General features: G+C 62.8%; 16 protein-coding genes. 6 read left to right on the top strand and 10 right to left on the bottom strand.

Annotated elements, in window-relative coordinates:
- Nucleotides 1–17: 17 nt before the first annotated feature.
- Nucleotides 18–842 carry a 3-methyl-2-oxobutanoate hydroxymethyltransferase gene (locus tag ACXAHG_RS03840; RefSeq protein ID WP_475042517.1) on the bottom strand — a complete coding sequence of 275 codons (825 nt, stop codon included), beginning with the start codon at nt 840–842 and terminating at the stop codon, nt 18–20.
- Nucleotides 843–913: 71 nt separating this feature from the next.
- Nucleotides 914–1,915, bottom strand: coding sequence for a sterol desaturase family protein (locus ACXAHG_RS03835; protein ID WP_475042519.1), 1,002 nt, complete (start codon nt 1,913–1,915; stop codon nt 914–916).
- 139 nt (nt 1,916–2,054) lie between these two features.
- Between ACXAHG_RS03835 and ACXAHG_RS03830 the strand changes: the two genes are divergently transcribed.
- A complete protein-coding gene (locus tag ACXAHG_RS03830; protein WP_475055959.1) occupies nt 2,055–2,936 on the top strand; it encodes a LysR family transcriptional regulator in 882 nt (293 codons plus the stop codon).
- Nucleotides 2,937–2,939: 3 nt separating this feature from the next.
- Here ACXAHG_RS03830 and ACXAHG_RS03825 read toward each other — a convergent pair whose 3' ends face one another.
- Entirely contained in the window at nt 2,940–3,377 is a 438-nt protein-coding gene (locus ACXAHG_RS03825) for an Lrp/AsnC family transcriptional regulator (RefSeq protein WP_475042522.1), read from the bottom strand.
- A 105-nt stretch (nt 3,378–3,482) separates the two neighbouring features.
- Here ACXAHG_RS03825 and ACXAHG_RS03820 point away from each other — a divergent pair, with 105 nt between their 5' ends.
- The 3 genes from ACXAHG_RS03820 to ACXAHG_RS03810 are packed head-to-tail and all read left to right on the top strand — an operon-like array spanning nt 3,483 to nt 8,034.
- The gene (locus ACXAHG_RS03820; RefSeq protein WP_475055958.1) at nt 3,483–4,634 is read left to right on the top strand and encodes a type III PLP-dependent enzyme; all 1,152 of its coding nucleotides are present in this window, start codon (nt 3,483–3,485) and stop codon (nt 4,632–4,634) included.
- Nucleotides 4,635–4,682: 48 nt separating this feature from the next.
- A complete protein-coding gene (locus tag ACXAHG_RS03815; protein ID WP_475055957.1) occupies nt 4,683–6,983 on the top strand; it encodes a xanthine dehydrogenase family protein molybdopterin-binding subunit in 2,301 nt (766 codons plus the stop codon).
- On the top strand, nt 6,958–8,034 hold the full coding sequence (locus tag ACXAHG_RS03810) for a DUF2235 domain-containing protein (protein ID WP_475042527.1): 1,077 nt from the start codon (nt 6,958–6,960) through the stop codon (nt 8,032–8,034). The genes ACXAHG_RS03815 and ACXAHG_RS03810 overlap by 26 nt, the downstream gene beginning before the upstream one ends.
- Before the next feature lie 50 nt (nt 8,035–8,084).
- Here the strand turns inward: ACXAHG_RS03810 and ACXAHG_RS03805 are convergent, their stop codons facing one another.
- The 3 genes from ACXAHG_RS03805 to metF form a co-directional block, all read right to left on the bottom strand.
- Nucleotides 8,085–8,615 (bottom strand): DUF2867 domain-containing protein, encoded by a 531-nt coding sequence (locus tag ACXAHG_RS03805; RefSeq protein WP_475042528.1) that lies wholly within the window; start codon nt 8,613–8,615, stop codon nt 8,085–8,087.
- 87 nt (nt 8,616–8,702) lie between these two features.
- A complete protein-coding gene (locus tag ACXAHG_RS03800; RefSeq protein WP_475042530.1) occupies nt 8,703–9,188 on the bottom strand; it encodes a PaaI family thioesterase in 486 nt (161 codons plus the stop codon).
- A 63-nt stretch (nt 9,189–9,251) separates the two neighbouring features.
- Nucleotides 9,252–10,121: a methylenetetrahydrofolate reductase [NAD(P)H] gene (gene metF / locus ACXAHG_RS03795; RefSeq protein ID WP_475055956.1), complete on the bottom strand. Its 870-nt coding sequence runs from the start codon at nt 10,119–10,121 to the stop codon at nt 9,252–9,254.
- 99 nt (nt 10,122–10,220) lie between these two features.
- Here metF and ACXAHG_RS03790 point away from each other — a divergent pair, with 99 nt between their 5' ends.
- Nucleotides 10,221–11,126: a LysR family transcriptional regulator gene (locus ACXAHG_RS03790; protein WP_475042534.1), complete on the top strand. Its 906-nt coding sequence runs from the start codon at nt 10,221–10,223 to the stop codon at nt 11,124–11,126.
- 95 nt (nt 11,127–11,221) lie between these two features.
- On the opposite strand, the gene ACXAHG_RS03785 is transcribed toward ACXAHG_RS03790, so the two are convergent.
- Nucleotides 11,222–12,241 (bottom strand): NADP-dependent oxidoreductase, encoded by a 1,020-nt coding sequence (locus ACXAHG_RS03785; protein WP_475055954.1) that lies wholly within the window; start codon nt 12,239–12,241, stop codon nt 11,222–11,224.
- A 191-nt stretch (nt 12,242–12,432) separates the two neighbouring features.
- Between ACXAHG_RS03785 and ACXAHG_RS03780 the strand changes: the two genes are divergently transcribed.
- Nucleotides 12,433–13,218: an inositol monophosphatase family protein gene (locus tag ACXAHG_RS03780; protein WP_475042537.1), complete on the top strand. Its 786-nt coding sequence runs from the start codon at nt 12,433–12,435 to the stop codon at nt 13,216–13,218.
- A 157-nt stretch (nt 13,219–13,375) separates the two neighbouring features.
- Here the strand turns inward: ACXAHG_RS03780 and ACXAHG_RS03775 are convergent, their stop codons facing one another.
- From ACXAHG_RS03775 to putA, 3 genes are all read right to left on the bottom strand, one after another.
- The gene (locus ACXAHG_RS03775) at nt 13,376–13,753 is read right to left on the bottom strand and encodes a GFA family protein (RefSeq protein WP_475055953.1); all 378 of its coding nucleotides are present in this window, start codon (nt 13,751–13,753) and stop codon (nt 13,376–13,378) included.
- Between the two features lie 213 nt (nt 13,754–13,966).
- Nucleotides 13,967–14,737 (bottom strand): rhomboid family intramembrane serine protease, encoded by a 771-nt coding sequence (locus ACXAHG_RS03770; RefSeq protein ID WP_475042540.1) that lies wholly within the window; start codon nt 14,735–14,737, stop codon nt 13,967–13,969.
- 53 nt (nt 14,738–14,790) lie between these two features.
- On the bottom strand, nt 14,791–18,204 hold the full coding sequence (gene putA / locus ACXAHG_RS03765; protein WP_475055952.1) for a bifunctional proline dehydrogenase/L-glutamate gamma-semialdehyde dehydrogenase PutA: 3,414 nt from the start codon (nt 18,202–18,204) through the stop codon (nt 14,791–14,793).
- Nucleotides 18,205–18,210 lie beyond the last annotated feature (6 nt).

Here is an 18,210-nt window from a genome sequence, read left to right as displayed (position 1 = left end):
GCACCGCTTAGTTCCAATTACAGCTTGTCCAGCGCCTCGTGCAGCTTTTCCAGCTCACCCTCATGCATGGAAATCGCCTGAGCCTTGTAAGGGAAGTTTCTGGCGCGCACTTCCGATTGGAACTCCTGAAGAGCTGCGACCCGCTCTTGGTACATCTGCTTGTGCAACCGCCCCAGGTCGCCAAAGGCATGGGCGTGGCGCGGCGGGTTTTCCGCTTCGCCGCAGATGTCGGCCATGAACAGGAAGATCACGTCGCCTGCATTGCCCGAGCCCAGCGAGATTGTGACGATCGAGGTGCGGTCATTGAGCAGGCGCAAAGTGTCCTCGGCCACGCATTCGATCTCGCAGGCAAAGGCGCCGGCGTTTTCGTAGCGCTTGAAGGTCTCATGGATCTGCATCGCCTCGTCCGCGGTGCGGCCAAAGGCGCGCAAACCGCCGCACCAATGGCTGAGCGAAGGCACCAGCCCCATGTGCACCTGCACCGGGATGCCTTCCTTGGCCAGCATCTCCACCACGTCAAACGAACGGTTGGTGAAATACATGTCGGCGCCATTTTCCATGCAGGTGATGGCGTGGCGCATGATCTCGTCATTGGTGGCGAACTGGCTCCAGTTCATCGCGGTGCCGGCAAAATGGGTGGGGGCGATTTCGCGGGCCATGTCCAGGTGCACGTCCCAGAGAGTCAGCAGGTCGATACCTGCGTCGACGCAGGCCTGGATCTCGGCTTTGTTGGCCGGGTTGCACATGGTCAGGCGTTCGCCGGTTGTCTTGAGGTCGATCAGGTCCCGAACGGTGTAATTGCGCTGAGCCGGGCGGCGGCCGAAGGTGTAGATGTTTTTCATCGGTTTCCCCTGTCTTTCAAATAGGAAAGCCGGGCCGATACAGGCCCGGCAATGTGTGCTGTGATGTGTGTCTACTCGGCGGCCCAGATCTTACGGCGGCGTTCCTTGACCATTTCGTTGCCCTCGTCGGTGCCGTCATGGAAGGTGTTGAACCACTCGTCCCAGGGCGTCTCCCAAGTGCCGTAGTTGCAGTCGAAGAACTTGTGATGCAGCTGGTGGAAGAAGTCGCCGACCAGGAACTTTGCCTTGTTGCCGATCTTGATGTTCTCAAAGCCCGCGTGCGAGGTCGGGGCGCCGATGCCGTGGTGGAACAGCAGGAAGATCGCCAGGACCGGGTGCGACGGCAGCAGGAAGAAGATCATGGTGTCGAACATCAAGAAGAAGCTTTCCACCGGGTGCATCGCCAGGCCGGACCAGGGGCCGGTGTTGATGTTGCGGTGATGCCAGGCGTGCACCTTGGTATATAGAACGCCCACATGCAGCAGCCGGTGCAGCCAGTAGAAGTGGAAGCCTGCCCAGACCGGGATGAAGATGGTCATCAGGAGCATGGTGACCGGGTTTTCTTCCAGCGTGATCATGGTGACCCAGCCGTTGGCATATGCGTAAAGGATGAAGCTCTCCCAGAAGGTCCAGAAGGCAAGTGCCGGGCCAAGGGTCCAGAACATGTTGTCCCAGACCTGGTTTTTGAAGGTAAAGACCTTGGCGCCCTTCATCATCGGGCGCATGTCATAGCGGTATTCATCCTGCTGGGTCCGGAATTTCCACAAGGCCAGATGCAGCCCGCCGGCCACCACCATCAGAATGCAGAAGTTGCGGAACCAGATTTCGGCCACCCAGTCCCAACTGAGGGTTGCGATCCGGTCCATCGACGGGGTGAAAAAGTTCCAGGTGATGATGGCAAACACCAGCAATAGCGCCCGCAGCGCTAGCGGGTTCCAGCTTTGCAGCAGGTATTTGATTGAGGCTAGCGGCCTCAAAGGCCAGTCCCAATAGGGAGAGGTCTGGATCGGCAGCTGCGGGGTGAAATTCCAAATCTTGCGCTTGGGACGCGGTGCATTGGCGGGACTTGTCATGTCTCGTTTCTCATCTGGCTGGTGGGGAGGCTGCGCGGAGGCGCATCTCTGTTCGCTGGCCGGGAGGTTACGCCGGCGGCGGAATTTCTCAGAACGGTATGTCTTGCCGGTTAGGTTAAGTTCAGCTTAGCCTGCGCGCATGGCGACACGGATTCCCTCTCTCAACTGGCTGCGTGTGTTCGAGGCGGCAGCGCGCACCGAAAGCTTTGCCCGCGCGGCGGCTCAACTGAACATGTCGGCGGCGGCCGTCAGCCAGCAGGTGAAGGCGCTGGAAACGCAATTGGGCACGCCGTTGTTCCAGCGCCATGCTCATGCTGTGACGCTGACCGAGGCGGGGCGGGCCTATCTGCCTTCGGTCCAGCAGTCGCTCTTGATGCTGGAAACCGCCACGACTGGCCTGTTCGGCGAAAGCCGCGAGCAACGGCTGTTTGTGCAATCGGTGCTGCTGTTTGCCCATGGGGTGCTGGCCCGGGGGCTGCCGGACTTCCAGGCGGCGCACCCTCAGGTCAATCTGGCGCTCAGCACTGGCAATATGGCAGCGGACTTTGCCAACCGGTTCACCGACTTGCAGATCGTTTTCGGCAATCCGGCCCTGTTTGGCACCGAAAGCGACGAACTGCTGCGGGAGGTCCTCTACCCGGTTGCGCTGCCTGAGACCGCAGCGCAAATCCGGGCTCCGCACGACTTGTTTCAACTTCCCCTGATAGAAGTCTCCACCCACCGCGCCAGCTGGGTGCAGCTGTTTGAACACCTGCGGCTTCCGCATGGGCAGGCGCGGTATTTCTTTGCCGACAATTCTCTGATGGCCGCAGAGCTGGCGGCGCAGGGCGTTGGCATTGCGCTGGCCCGCGCCCCTGCGTCTGACGCCGCGATGAAAGCAGCCGGGTTGGTGCCGTGCCTGCCGGAGGTTTCCGTGCCAGGGCAGGAAGCCTACCACCTGGTCTATCCGGACCGCGGCGCCATGCGCCCGGCAGCCCGGCAGTTCCGGGACTGGCTGCTGGACTATGTGCGGAGCGTCTGAAGGCTACTGGCCGGTCCGGTCCAGCTTGGTTGCCAGATGGATCAGGCTTTCAGAGGACCGCACCCCGCGGGCTTCTGCGATGCTGTCGATGGTTTCGTCCAGCTCAGCTGTGCTTTGCGCCACAACCTGGGCCAGCAGGTCAAAGCGGCCCGAGGTGGTGTGCACAACCTCGACGCCAGGCAGACAGCGCAGGCGGGCCAGCACTTCCGGCCCTGAGCGCGGCTCAATCGACATCAGCACCGTCGCCTGCAGCGGTGGGCGGACTGCGGCGGACGTCTTGAGCGTGTAGCCGGTTATTACGCCCGTGGCTTCCAGCCGCTCGATCCGGGCCTGTACGGTGGTGCGGGCGAGACCCAGATGGCGGGCGAGTTCAGCCACCGGGCGGCGCGCGTTCTCCCGCAGCAGGGTGACAAGGCGCTGATCTGTATCGTCGGTTTGCATTTTTTGCCTGCGATGTGACGGATGTTTTCGTCACTGTAGGAAATATGCCGGCCAAAATCGACGATCATTTCACGCAAAATATGTAAAACGAATGAGGGTTACCCGATGCAGCAGATTCCTCCGCTTTGGCTTTCGCCTGAATCCCACCTGGCCCGCAGCGCGCCGGATCATCCGATCCTGTATTTCTCGCCGCGGGTCCTGCATGAGGTGGCGCGGCGGTTCCGGGAGGGGTTTCCGGGGCTGGTGACCTATGCGGTGAAGGCAAACCCGCATCCGGCGGTTCTGTCCAATCTGGTGGCCGCGGGGATCACGGCGTTTGACGTGGCTTCGCCCGCGGAAATGGAGGCGGTGCGCGCCGCCAGCCCCGACGCGGTCATGCACTACAACAACCCGATGCGCTCAGAGGCGGAGATCGAAGCCGGCATCGAACACGGCGTCGCCAGCTGGTCGGTTGATGAACTGAGCGAGCTGGAGAAGCTGGACGCCGTGCCGCGCTCCTGTGAAATCGCCGTCCGCTTTGCCCTGCCGGTGGCGGGCGCGGCTTATGACTTTGGCAGTAAGTTCGGTGCTGCCCCCGAGGAGGCCGTCGAACTTCTGATACAGGTTGCCTCCCGCGGCTGGACTCCGGCGCTGTGTTTCCACCCCGGCACCCAATGCGAGGATGAAAGCGCCTGGGTCGAATACGTCCATGCCGCCAAGCGGATCATTGACGAGGCTGGCGTGCAGATCTCCCGGCTGAACGTCGGCGGCGGCTTTGCCGCCAACCGCGATGGCGTGGCGCCGGATCTTGAGAAGGTCTTTGCGGCCATCGGTGCGGCGGCTGATGCAGCCTTTGGAGCTGACAAGCCCATGCTGATCTGCGAGCCGGGCCGGGCCATGGTCTCTGAGAGCTTTACCCTGGCCGCCCGTATTAAGGGGGTGCGCAAGGCGGGGGAGGTGGTGTTCCTCAATGACGGCATCTATGGCGGGCTGGTTGATATCCGGGACATGGGCCTGCCGGGTAGGGTTGAGGTTGTCGGCGCTGACGGCAAGCACCGCAGAGGCGAGCGCAAGCCGCGGGTGGTGTTCGGCCCCACCTGCGACAGCCTGGACCGGCTGCCGGATGGTTTGCCGCTGCCCTGTGATGCGGCCACTGGCGACTATGTCCTGTTCCCGGGGCTTGGCGCCTATTCCTCTGCCATGAGCACGCAGTTCAACGGCTACGGCCTCAGTGACGTGGCGACGGTGATTGAGCTGGCTGGACAACCGGCCAGCTAAGGGTACTCTCGGCCCCCTGAAGCCAGCCAGCACGGACAAGGGGCGAGCATGGACAAGTTTGGGAAAAGCCAGCCGGTAAAACGGGTCGAGGATGTCAGATTCCTGACCGGGCAAGGCAATTACATTGAAGACGCGGCCCCGGCGGATGCCTTACGCGCGTGGGTGCTGCGCAGCCCGGTGGCGCACGGGATGATCACGGCGCTGCACACGGAAGATGCGCTGGAGGCCGACGGCGTCCATGCGGTGATCACCCTGGCGGACCTTGTTGCTGCTGGCATCAACGTCTCCATGGATGGCACTACCGTCAAGAACCGGGATGGCTCAGACGGCGCCTCCCCCGAACGTCCCATGCTGGCCCGCGACCGGGTGCGCTATGTCGGCGAGCCGGTCGCTGTGGTTGTCGCCGAGACACTGGATCAGGCCCGCGATGCGGGCGAACTGATCGAACTGGAGATCGACGACTTGCCGGTCAAGTTGGACCTGATGCCCGGCGGTGAGGCCTTGCACGGCAGCGTGCCGGACAACAAGGCGTTCGACTGGGGCATGGGGGATGAGTCGGCGACGGCTGAGGCCTTTCGCACCGCCGCCCATACCGTCGCGCTGCAGGTCGAGGACAACCGGATCATGGTCAGCACCATGGAGCCGCGCGGCTGCTTCGCCGAATGGCAGCAGGGGCGGCTGCACTTCACCTTCGGCGGCCAGGGTGTCTGGGGCATGAAATCCCAGCTGGCCGCCAAGATGGGGCTGGACGAGGAGGACATAAAGGTCACAACGCCCGATGTCGGCGGAGGCTTCGGCATGAAAGCCTTTGCCTACCCGGAGTACTTTGCTGTGGCCCATGCCGCCACCGTGTTGAGCCGCCCGGTGTTCTGGATGTCGGACCGCTCGGAGGCAATGCTGAGCGACAATGGCGGCCGCGATCTGACTTCGCTGGCAGAGCTGGCTTTTGACGAGGGCCTTAAGATCACCGCTTACCGGGTCTCGACCCGCTGCAACTTGGGCGCCTATAACTCCCATTTCGGGCAGCCGATCCAGACCCAGCTGTTCAGCCGGGTGCTGGCCGGCGTCTATGACATCCAGACCGCCTGGCTGCAGGTGGAGGGGATCTATACGAACACCACTCAGGTGGACGCCTACCGCGGCGCCGGGCGGCCCGAGGCGATCTATGTACTGGAGCGGGTAATGGACCGCGCTGCACGCGAGCTAGGCGTTGATCCGCTGGAGCTGAGGCGGCGGAACTTCATCAAGCCTGCGGCCTTTCCTTATGGCACGGTGACCGGAGAGACCTATGACGTGGGCGATTTCGATAAGGTGCTGAGCCGTGCCGCCGAAGTGGCGGATCTGAAGGGATTCGCGGCCCGCCGCGCGGAAAATGGTAAACGCGGCAAGTACCGGGGCGTCGGGGTCTGTTACTATATCGAAAGCATTTTGGGCGATCCTTCAGAAGGCGCGGAAGTGGAATTTCTGGAGGATGGCCGGGTGAACATCTATGTCGGCACGCAAAGCAACGGGCAGGGGCATGAAACCGTCTATGCCCAGTTCCTTGCCGACCAGAGCGGTATCCCAGCGGAGAATATCCAGGTGGTCCAAGGCGACAGCGACCGTATCGCCCAGGGCGGCGGCACCGGCGGGTCGCGCTCTGTCACCACCCAAGCCAACGCCACACTGGCGGCAGTGGAAACCATGATTGCCGCCTTCACACCCTTTCTGGCGCAGGAGATGGGGGTGGACGCGGATGCAGTGGAGTTTGACGGAGATACCTTCCGGGCGCCGGGATCCAACTTGACCCCCACCTTGCTGGAAGCGGCGGAGCTGGCCCGCGTGCAAGGCCGCACCGACCTGCAGCGTCACGCGGCGCGGGCCCGGCTGCCGGGGCGCTCGTTTCCAAATGGCGCACATATTGCCGAAATTGTTATTGATCCGGAGACTGGGCAAGCGGACGTGGAGCGCTACACTGTAGTTGACGATTTCGGTAATCTGATCAACCCGATGTTGGCCGAAGGCCAAGTGCACGGCGGGGTGGCGCAGGGGCTGGGACAGGCCATGCTGGAGCGGGTTGTCTATGATGAGGACGGGCAGCTGCTCACGGCTTCGTTCATGGACTATGCCTTGCCGCGGGCCAGCGGCGTCCCCATGATTGGATTCACCTCCGAGCCGGTGCCTTCGACACAGAACCCGATGGGGATGAAGGGTTGCGGCGAGGCGGGCACCGTTGGTGCGCTGGCAGCAGTTGCAAACGCGGTGCAGGACGCGGTCTGGGACCGCGGCGTGCGGCAGGTGGACATGCCGTTCACACCGCTGAGGATTTGGGAAGTGCTTAGGGATGTTTCTGAAGCAGCTGAGCAATAGGGTTCTAGGGTGGCTTGGACGGCCGCTGCGCTCGGAGCATTCCGGCGAAACCAAGCTGCGCGGGCCGCAGGCCCATGTGATCATCCTCGACGGCACTATGTCGACGCTTGAGGAGGGGCATGAAACCCATGCGGGCCAGTTGTTCCGCCTTTGCCGGGAAACCGGCGCGCAGGTTTCGGTATTCTATGAATCCGGGGTGCAGTGGAAGGGTTGGGGCAGCGCGCCGGATGTGATGATGGGGCGCGGCATCAACCGGCAGATCCGTCGCGCCTATGGCTACCTTGCTTCCCGCTACAGGCCCGGCGACAGGATCTATCTGTTTGGATATTCCCGCGGCGCCTATGCGGTGCGCTCCCTGGCCGGTGTGATTGACCGCATCGGTCTGTTGAAACCGGAACATGCCACGGTCCGTCATATCCGCACCGCCTACCGGCATTACCGGCTGAACGGGCGCTCCAAGACGGGCGCCGCCTTTACCGCCGCCTACTGCCACAACGAGGTAGAGATCGAAATGGTTGGCGTTTGGGATACGGTCAAGGCACTGGGTTTGCGTTTGCCGCTGTTGTGGCGCTGGGCGGAGAACCGGCATAGTTTCCATAACCATCACCTGGGCCATCACGTCAAAAGCGGGTATCACGCCCTGGCCTTGGATGAGACGCGGGATGTGTTCAAACCGGTTCTGTGGGATTGCCCCAAGGATTGGGGCGGCCATGTGGAGCAGGTCTGGTTCCGCGGAGCCCATGGGGATGTGGGCGGCCAGCTTGGCGGGTTTGAGGAGGCCAGGCCCAAGGCGAATATTCCGCTGGTCTGGATGCTGGAAAAGGCCGAAGACCGCGGCTTGCCGCTGCCGTTGGACTGGCGAATGCGGTTTTCTGTTGACCCAGGCGCGCCGTCGGTCGGAACCTGGCGCGGCTGGGGCAAGATCTTTTTGCTGCGCAGCCGCCGCCGCGTCGGGCTCGACACCAGCGAACGCTTGCACAGCAGCGTGGATGCGGGCAGGCCTGACAGTCCGGCAGCGGGTGGCTGGCTGGCGAAGTTCTCCAAGACTTGAAGCCCGGCCAGGCTGCAGATGGCACCGTCAGGCTGATCTGTCCAAGCCGCTCAGCGGCGGGGCTGCCGGATGGCGGCCCCAGGCTGCTGCAGTTCCTTTTGCAACCGCTTCAAAGACAGCGACACGATCAGCTTATGCGCTGGGCGGACCGGCAGCATGTAGAAACGGCCGAACAGGTTATGTGTCTTCACCGATGAGGTGATACTCAGCACGCCGCTGTTGGAGGTGACACAGGTCATCACGTCCAGGTGCCGGTCCCGCACTGTGAGGGTCAGCACCTGGTCCGATACCGCTTCCACCAAAAAGAAATCGAGCTTGCTGCCTACCGCCACATCTTGATGCTGACGCCCGGAGAAGCCGCCGATCCGCCTGACGCCAAACAGGGCGGAAATGGCGTCGCGCAGCCGGAACGCCAGTTTCATACCGGGCAGGGGCTGCCTGTGCATGATGTTCCAGGCCTGCAGGGGGGTGACCTGAACCGGCAGCACCAGCGATTGGGTGTCCAGGAAATCAAGCTCTTTGGCAGGGGCCAGAACTTGGATGCGGGCGGTTGCGGCGCGGGCGAGACTGCTTGGCGGCATGGCCAGACTTTCTGCGGTTTTTGATATTCTTGCAGATACTTAAGTGGAAAACCGCCACAGGCAAGACCGCAGTTGCCGCGTCTGTGCTCAACTTGGCGCGATTTGCATCACGATGCAGGTGGTAGAGCCGGTGGCGTAAAGCCGTCCGTCCTCAATTCCGCGCAACTCGCCATGCGCCACGCCGGTGGAACGGCCGACATGGTCGATGGTGCCGGTGCAATCGATCGCGGTGCCCAGCGGGATCGGCCGGAGGATGTTGATCTTGTATTCCAGCGTTGTGTAGACCGAGCCCTGCGGCACCTTGGTCATCACCGCGCAGGCCATGGCGCTATCCAGCAGCGTTCCGTACCAGCCCCCATGCACGGTGCCCATTGGGTTGCAGACATGAAACTCCGGCGTGCCGCGGAATACCACTTGGCCGTCTTCGACGCTGTGAAGGTGATAGCCCAGGGTTTCGGCAATCGGCGGGCCGGGCAGGCGGCCATCCAGAATCCCCTGCATGAAATCCAGGCCGGAAATCCGGGCGGTCTGATCAATTGTCAGCAGATCAGAGGGTTGTTTGGCGTAGAACATGGCGCGCGGGTCCTTGGCGGGAAGCTCCGGCCATTAGAAGCCGCGCGCCGTCTTGTGCAATGCTTACGCCACGTTCGATAGCGCCACTTTGGGAGTGACGCCTAGTGCAAAGCAGACATCGCGGGTCAGCTCCGGCCGGTTCAGTGTGTAGAAATGCAGCTTGTCCACACCGCCTTCCATCAGGTCCGAGCACAGTTCGGTGCAAATCGCGGTGGCCAGCAGTTCCTCGCGGTCGTCGCGCAGCGCTTTTTCAAAGGCGTTTTCGATCCAGTCGGGGATGATCGTGCCGCAGCGCTTGGCAAAGTTGCGGGCGCCTTTCCAGTTTTCAATCGGCAGAATGCCTGGCGTCAGTTTGGCTCCGTCGATCCCAGCCTTTTCGCAGGCATCGCGGAAGCGGAAGAAGGTCTCGGCTTCGAAAAAGAACTGGGTCAGTGCCTCATCGGCACCCGCATCAAGTTTCCGCTTCAGCCATTCCACATCCGCCGACTGATCGGCGGCCTCCGGGTGGCGGTCCGGATAGGCGCCGACCTTGATGTTGAAATTACCGCGGGCCTTCAGCCCCTTGATCAGTTCCACCGAATTCGCAAACCCGTCCGGGTGCGGGATGAACTTGCCTTCGCCCTTGGGCGGGTCGCCGCGCAGGGCCACGATCTCGGTCACGCCTGCTGCGGCAAACTGGTCGGCGATCTCCAGCGTTTCGGCTTTGGAGGCATCTACGCAGGTGAGATGTGCAGCCACGTTCAGGCCGGAGGAATTGTGCAGCGTCGCCACCGCATCCCGGGTCAGCGTGCGGGTGGTGCCGCCTGCGCCATAGGTCACGGACACAAACCGCGGATCCATCGGAGCGAGGACCTGCACGGTGTCCCAAAGCCGGAAGGAGGCTTCGAGCGTTTGCGGCGGGAAGAATTCAAAGGAAATCTTAGGCGTCGTCATCTCGGGGTCTCTCGCTAGGTTGATTTCGCCTCTTGTTGCATCTGCAGCATTGTGAGACAATTTCATAATTCTCAAGAACAACATGAGTGATCTGATAGGATGCACATCGAATTCCGCCACCTGCGCACCATCAAGGCCATTCATGAGGCCGGCGGGCTGGCCCGGGCCGCGGATCAGCTGAACATCACCCAAAGCGCGCTGAGCCATCAGGTGAAAGGGCTGGAAGACCAGGCGGGGGTGGAGCTGTTCATCCGCCGTTCCAAACCGATGAAGCTGTCGCCCGCAGGTCTGCGCCTCTTGCGGCTGGCAGAGCAGGTCTTGCCGCAAGTCGAGGCGGCGCAAGCGGAATTTTCCTCCCTGCGGGACGGTAATACGGGCCGCATGCATATCGCCATCGAATGCCATGCCTGTTTCGAGTGGCTGTTCCCGGTGCTGGAGGGGTTCCGCAAGAACTGGGGCGATGTGGACGTTGATATCCGTCCGGGCCTGGCCTTTGACGCACTGCCTGCGCTGCTGAAGGAGGAGGTGGATCTGGTGGTCTCGTCCGACCCGGAGGACATCAATGGCGTCGAGTTCATCGAGCTGTTTGATTACAACGCGGTCTTTGTCGCATCCTCCCAGCATCCGCTGGCAGAGAAACCTTACGTGGAGGCCGAGGATTTCATCACCCAGAACCTGATCACTTACCCGGTGGAAAAGACCCGGCTGGATGTGTTCAGCCAGCTGCTGATTCCTGCGGGAGTGGAGCCGGCATCAATCCGGCAGGTGGAACTGACGGCGGTGATCCTTTTGCTGGTCGCCTCCAACCGCGGGGTGTCGGTGCTGCCGGACTGGGTCGTGCGGGAGGTAAAATATTCCTCAGACTATGTGACCCGGCCGCTGACCAAATCCGGCATCACCCGCAGCCTCTATGCGGCAATCCGCACGGAGGACCGCGAGAAGCCCTTCATGCAGGAACTGATCCGTCTGGCCAAGGTCGAGGCGCGGAAGCTGCAGCATCAATAGATGCTGGCGCCTGCGGTGGCGTGGAGCGGCCTGCGCCGTTCCGGCGCCTGTGCCCGCTCTGCGCGGTTGCGTGATCCGGCGGGCGCCTGCGCGGCTCAGACCAGCTTGACGATCTGCTTGCCGGTATTGCCGCCCTGCATCATCGACAGGAAGGTCTTGGGGGCGTTTTCAAGCCCCTCGGCGATATCCTCCAAATATTTGATATCTCCGCTGGCGATCTTGGGTGCCGTTTCGCGCAGAAAGTCGCCGTAGCGGTCGTAGTGGTTGAAGATGATGAAGCCGTTGACCGACAGGAACTTTGTCAGCACCGCGCGCCAGATGGCCGGGGCCGTCAGGTCCGTCTCAGCGCTGTTGTACCAGGCAATCATGCCGCAGACAGGGATGCGGCCGAAGTTGTTCATCAGGGGCAGCACCGCTTCCAGCACCTTGCCGCCGACGTTTTCGTAGTAGATGTCGATGCCGTTCGGACACTCCGCGGCGAGGGCCTTGCTTAGTTCTTCAGCGCTGGCATAGGCGCGGTGGTCGAGGCAGGCGTCAAAGCCGAAGGTCTCCACCGCCAGCTTGCACTTGTCTTCACCGCCGGCGATGCCGACGACGCGCAGGCCCTTCTGCTTGGCCAGCTGCCCGACCATGGATCCAACCGGGCCGGTGGCCGCGGCAACCACCAGGGTTTCGCCGGCCTGCGGGCGGCCATAGGCGTCCAAGCCATGCCAGGCGGTAAACCCCGGCATGCCGAGAACGCCAAGCGCGGTTGTCGGCGGCGCCATATCCGGGTCAAGCTTGCGCAATTCAGAGGCTTTGGCGCAGGCGTGGCTAGCCCAGCCGAACATGCCCAGGGCAAAGTCGCCGGGCTGGTAGTCCGGGCTGCCCGAGGCGATCACCTCACCAACGCCGCCCGCCGTCATGGGTTCCCCGATCTCCACCGGCGGGGCATAGGATTTGCCTGCGTTCATGCGCCCGCGCATATAGGGGTCCAACGATATATAGTGAACTTTTACAAGCACTTCGCCATCGCCGGGCTGCGGCTGATCCACGGTTTCCAGGCGGAAGTTCTCTTCGCTGGCCTGCGCCTCGGGGCGGCTGGCCAGCACAATGCGCTGCATCTGGTCGGGCATGGGGGCACTCCTTGTTCTATTTGACCAAACACTGGGCGCGGCGGCGGCGGATTTCAACCGCCCGCGTGCCCCGCGCCGCGGCGTCAGGCGGGATGTGCAGTTTGCGGCATAACCCCTTGGCATTCGGGGGCAGGGCGCGTATAGGCACGCATTGACCCGGCATCTCCCCGACGTGACAGGATTCTGCAGACATGATTGGCAGCGCAAACCTCAATGTGATGATCAAGGCCGCCCGCAAGGCTGGCCGTTCCCTGGTGAAGGACTTCCGCGAGGTGGAAAACCTGCAGGTCTCGATGAAAGGTGCAGGCGACTTTGTCTCCAAGGCCGACATCGCCGCCGAGAAGATCATCAAGGAAGAGCTGCGCAATGCCCGCCCGACCTATGGCTGGATCGCGGAAGAGGGCGGCGAGATCGAGGGCGAAGACCCCACCCGCCGCTGGATCGTCGACCCGCTGGACGGCACCACCAACTTCCTGCACGGGCTGCCGCACTGGGCGATTTCCATCGCGCTGGAGCACAAGGGCAAAATCGTCGCGGGCGTAATCTATGACGCCGCCAAGGATGAGATGTTTTTTGCCGAAAAAGGCGCGGGTGCCTGGATGAACGACACCCGTATCCGTGTGTCGGGCCGTCACCGGATGATTGAATCCATTTTTGCCACCGGCGTGCCGTTTGGCGGCCGCGCCGACCTGCCGCTGACCCTGCAGGACCTGGCCCGCCTGATGCCCGCCTGTGCCGGCGTGCGCCGCTGGGGTTCTGCCGCGCTGGACATGGCCTATGTGGCCGCGGGCCGGTATGAGGGCTTCTGGGAGCGCCGCCTGAACGCCTGGGACCTGGCTGCGGGCATCATCATCGTGAAAGAGGCCGGCGGCCTGGCTGAGGCAATCGACCCGGAGGCGGGCATCATCGACAGCGGCTCGGTTGTGTGCTCGAACGAGCCGATCTTCGAGAACTTCGCCAAAGTGATCCGCGGCTGATCAAGTCCCGGAAATCTGAAGCATTTGAAACGCGGCCCTTGGGTCGCGTTTATCGGTTTCGCCTGGCCGATAGGCCGGGCAGCGCCCGTCTCTTCCCCACGGGGAGGGCGCTTTCGCATCCACCCTGAGGATCGGGCGCTGCCCTCTGCGTGTTAAACTACTGATCGGACGGATGGTTCACCCCGTCGTTCCAGGGAAGCTCGCCATAAGTTTCTACGTGCGTCCGCGGATTGGCGCCTTCGATGCAGCCCAGGTTGACGCCGCATTCCGTCGGGTCAGATCGGCGCTGGTGGTGGGTGTAGATGCCGCAGGTCTTACAGAAGTAGTGTTTTGCCGTATGGGTGCCCCAGGTGTAGAGGCTGAGGTTCTCCGCCCCATTCAGCACTTTCAGGCTGGCGGCAATGGCGGTGACAGCGGCCGCCCCGCGACGGCGGCAAAAGGAACAGTCGCAGCGCGCGGCAGAGGCAAGGCCATCCGGAAAATCCGCCTCGATCTCAACGGCGCCGCAGTGGCAGGTGGCTTTCAAGCGGCTCATTTGCAACTCTCCCATTTGCTTGCAGGCTGATCAAAGCTGATTAATGAAAACAATAATTCCCCGCAAAATTCTCTGGCACAGCCCTACCATTTCAATACCCCGAAAGCCTTCGGGGGAGAGTGGCCTGCTTGTTAACCAGTTGCTTGTTTAAAAGGTTTCGCAGGCTGCTCTTTTTTCGTGCTTTTGCACCATTCAGCGGGAGCCGGTGCAGCATCATTTCCCCCAAGGCCCCGGATTGCGCTTTTTGCGGGGCAGTTTCGGGATGCGGCTGGCAGAGAATTCGTACTCGTTCTCCGGATGCGGCGGGATGCCTTGGGTCCGGTTCCAGAACGCCGGGCCGCCGCGGCGCAGCCACAGGGGCAGGCACAGGATCAGCCCTACCGCAAAACCGCCTGCATGGGCCCAATAGGCGACGCCGCCCTGATCTGGATCGGCGCCGAGGCCGCCGAAAAACTGCATCGCCAGCCAGACGCCCAGCATGACAAAGGCAGGGATGGTGAAGATGCGGAAATAGATGATCAGCACCAGCAGGATATCGACACGCGCCTTGGGGAACATCAGGAGGTAACCGCCCATGACGCCAGCAATGGCGCCGGAGGCACCGACTGTCGGCACCATTGATCCAGGCGCTGACAGTACATGGATCAGCCCGGCGCCGATGCCGCTGATGAGGTAGAACAGGAGGAAAGGCATATGGCCCATCTCATCCTCCAGGTTGTCGCCGAAGATCCACAGGAACAGCATGTTGCCGCCCAAGTGCATCAGCCCTGCATGGATGAACATGGAGGTGAACAAGGTTTCATAGCCGTAACCATGGCTTACCTCGGCTGGCACCACCGCATAGGCGTCATAGAAATAGGCCAAAGCGCGGGGGGAGTCATAACTGGCCGTGTAATAGACATAAGCCAGGACATTCACCGCCATCAGCGCATAGACGACATAGGGCGTGCGGCCGGACGGGTTGTGGTCACGGATCGGAAACATGGAGAAACGCTGGGCCGGAAATGGCCCAGCGTCAAGTGCTTAGCGCTGAAAGCTCAGGCCATACCGCCTAGCAGTTGCGCGTTGCCGCCTGAGGCAGTGGTGTCGACGCAGACGTGGCGTTCTGCCAGGACGCGGGCGCGGTCGGGTTTGCCTGGGATCAGCGGGATGATGGGGCCGTCGCGCTTGGCCAGCCACTGCTCGATTTCACGGCCGGTGGCCGCATCGCCCCACCACAGCACGCCGGCAATGCCCTGGATCGCCTCCAGCCGGTGCAGGTCGAAATGCCCATGCGCCTCGATCGCGGTGCCGCCCAGGCTGATGACCTCCTTGGCTTGTTCGGCTGCCGCTTCCGGCCCAGGTCCCATACACAGGATCGGCGGACGGGCAGAGACCGTCAGGCGGTTGGATTCACCGGTCGGGCCGGGCAGGGAGGTGGTCACCGGCCGCGCAGGCACGCCGCTGGTGCCCGGCAGCTCGGCAAAGGTGGTTTCCCACTGGGCGCTGCTCTGCTGCCGGTCGGGCGCGCAGAAACGGCTGAGATAGTAGGGGCCGCCCGCCTTGGGTCCGGTGCCGGACAGGCCCTCGCCGCCAAACGGCTGGCTGCCGACAATGGCGCCGATCTGGTTGCGGTTCACATAGATGTTGCCTGCATGCACCCGGTCGCAGACATGCTGCACGCGGTCGTCGATCCGGGTGTGCAGCCCGAAGGTGAGGCCATAACCGGTCGTATTGATGTCGGAAATCACCTGGTCCAGTTCTTGGGATTTGAACCGTGCCACATGCAGGACCGGGCCAAAGATTTCCTCTTCCAAGGCGCCGATGCCGGGCACTTCGATCATCGTGGGGGCTACAAAGGTCCCGCCTTGCGGCGCGCGCATTTCCTTGAGTACGCGGCCCTCGGCGCGGGCCTTGGCGACATGGGCCAGGATGCCCGCCCGGGCGCTCTCGTCGATGACCGGGCCGCTGTCGGTGGACAGGTGCCAGGGATCATCCAGATGCAGGCAGTCCATCGCCCCTTTCAGCATCGTTAGCACGTTGTCGGCAATGTCGTCCTGCAGGTAGAGGCAGCGCAGCGCCGAACAGCGCTGGCCGGCCGATTGAAAGGCGCTTTCGATCACCGACTGCACCGTCTGTTCCGGCAGGGCGGTGGAATCGACGATCATCGCATTCAACCCGCCGGTCTCCGCAATCAGCGGTGCGCCTGGCTGCAGGTTGTCGGCCATTGCCTTGCGGATGCGCATGGCCGTGGCGGTGGAGCCTGTGAAGGTGACACCATTGACCCGCGGGTCAGAGGTGATGGCGGCACCAACCACGCTGCCGCGGCCCGGCACCAGCTGCATCGCACTGCGCGGCACGCCTGCCTCATGCATCAGCTGCACGGCACGGTGGGCGATCAGAGGCGTCTGGTCGGCGGGTTTGGCCAGCACCGCGTTGCCTGCGGCCAACGCGGCTGAGACTTGGCCGGTGAAGATTGCCAGCGGGAAGTTCCACGGCGAGATGCAGGAGAAGATGCCCGCAGGCGGATCGCTGGGGATACGGGCGGCATAGTAGCGCATGAAATCCACTGCCTCGCGCAGCTCAGCTACGGCATCGGGGATGGTCTTGCCGGCTTCGCGGGCGAGGATGGCAAACAGCTCGCCATAGTTTTCCTCATAGAGATCGGCGGCCTTGTTCAGGATCGCCGCGCGTTCTGCCGCCGGAGCATCCCAGGGGTCGGCCAGCGCCAGAGCCAGCTCGATGTCCTCGGGGCTGCACTGGCTGACGGTGCCAACGGTGCTGTGATCGGCGGGGCTGGTCACGTCCTTCGCGGCTTCGGGCTGGGCGTCGCCTGCCAGCAGCGGCGCGGCCTGCCATTGGTGGCTGCGCCAGGGCGCGCGCGACTCTTCAATCCGCACCAGCGTCGGAGCATGGCCAAGGTCAAAACCTTTGGAGTTCGGACGTTCCGGTGCATAAAGCTCCGGCCCTGTCGGGATTTTGCGGGTGATGTCTGCGACAGCCGCAAACGGATCAGCGGCCACGATGTCGGGCGAGACATTGTCATCCACGATCTGGTTTACAAAGGATGAGTTGGCGCCATTCTCCAGCAACCGGCGCACCAGATAGGCCAGCAGGTCGCGATGGGCGCCAACGGGCGCATAAATCCGGCAGTTGGTCTTGTTCTGCTCCAGCACCATCTGGTGCAGGGTTTCGCCCATGCCGTGCAGGCGCTGGAACTCGTACCGCTCATTGCCGATGCCGTCAGCCATATGCAGGATGGCCGACACGGTGTGCGCGTTGTGGGTGGCAAACTGCGGATAGATCCGGTCTGTCAGGCCCAAGAGCTTGCGGGCGTTGGAGATATAGGACACATCGGTCAACGGCTTGGAGGTGAAGACCGGGAAACCGTCGACACCCTCGACCTGGGCGCGCTTGATTTCGGTGTCCCAATAGGCGCCTTTCACCAGACGCACCATAAAGCGGCGGTCGTATTTTTCGGCCATCTCATGCAAGGCATCAATCGCCAGGCCGGTGCGGGGGCCATAGGCCTGCACCACCACGCCAAAACCGTCCCAGCCCGACAGCGCCGGGTCAGAAACAACCGCGTCGATCACCTCCAGCGACAGCGACAGGCGGTCGGCCTCCTCGGCGTCGACGTTAAGGCCCATCTTTGCGGCCTTGGCCAAGAGAGCCAGCGCCTTCAGCCGCGGCACCAGATGTTCCATCACGCTCTCTTCCTGCGCCAGCTCATAGCGCGGGTGCAGGGCTGAGAGTTTCACCGAAATGCCCGGGTTTTTGCGGATATCGTCGCTGTTGCAGGCGGCGGCAATGGCCGAGATCGCTTTGGAATAGGCCAGGTGGTAACGGGCGGCATCCGCCTCGGTCCGGGCAGCCTCGCCCAGCATGTCGTAGGAATAGGTATAACCCTTGGCCTCCATCCCCGCGGCGCGGTCCATGGCACTTTCGATGCTCTCACCCAGCACGAACTGGCGCCCCATTTCCTTCATCGCACGGCTGACGGCAGTGCGGATCACCGGCTCGCCCAGCCGTTTGATGGCACCGCGCAGGGCGCCGATCGGGCTGCGTTCCTCGTCCAGCACCTTGCCGGTCAGCATCAGCGCCCAGGTCGAGGCATTGACCAGCGAAGAGGTGGATTTGCCCAGGTGCTTGCCCCAGTCTGAGGGCGCGATCTTGTCTTCGATCAGCGCATCGATGGTGTCGGCGTCCGGTACCCGCAGCAGTGCCTCGGCCAAGCACATAAGTGCCACACCTTCATCGGTCGAGAGGCCGTATTCCGCAAGGAACACCTCCATCAGACCCGGTGCCGAATGGCCGCGGATGTCGCGTACCAGCGCGGCGGCGTTGGAACAGATCTTGGCGCGGTCTGCATCGGTGAGGGCGGCCTGGGCCACCAGCTGGTCGCGCATCGCGGCTGGATCGGCATAAGTGCCGGCGTCAATCCGGTAGCGCAGTTTGGTTTGAGCGGTCATGCAGGG

This window comes from Leisingera sp. ABD4_442 (assembly GCF_056160905.1).
The sequence above is the reverse complement of the archived record's forward strand: the minus strand, read 5'-3'. Positions and strand labels throughout refer to the sequence as shown.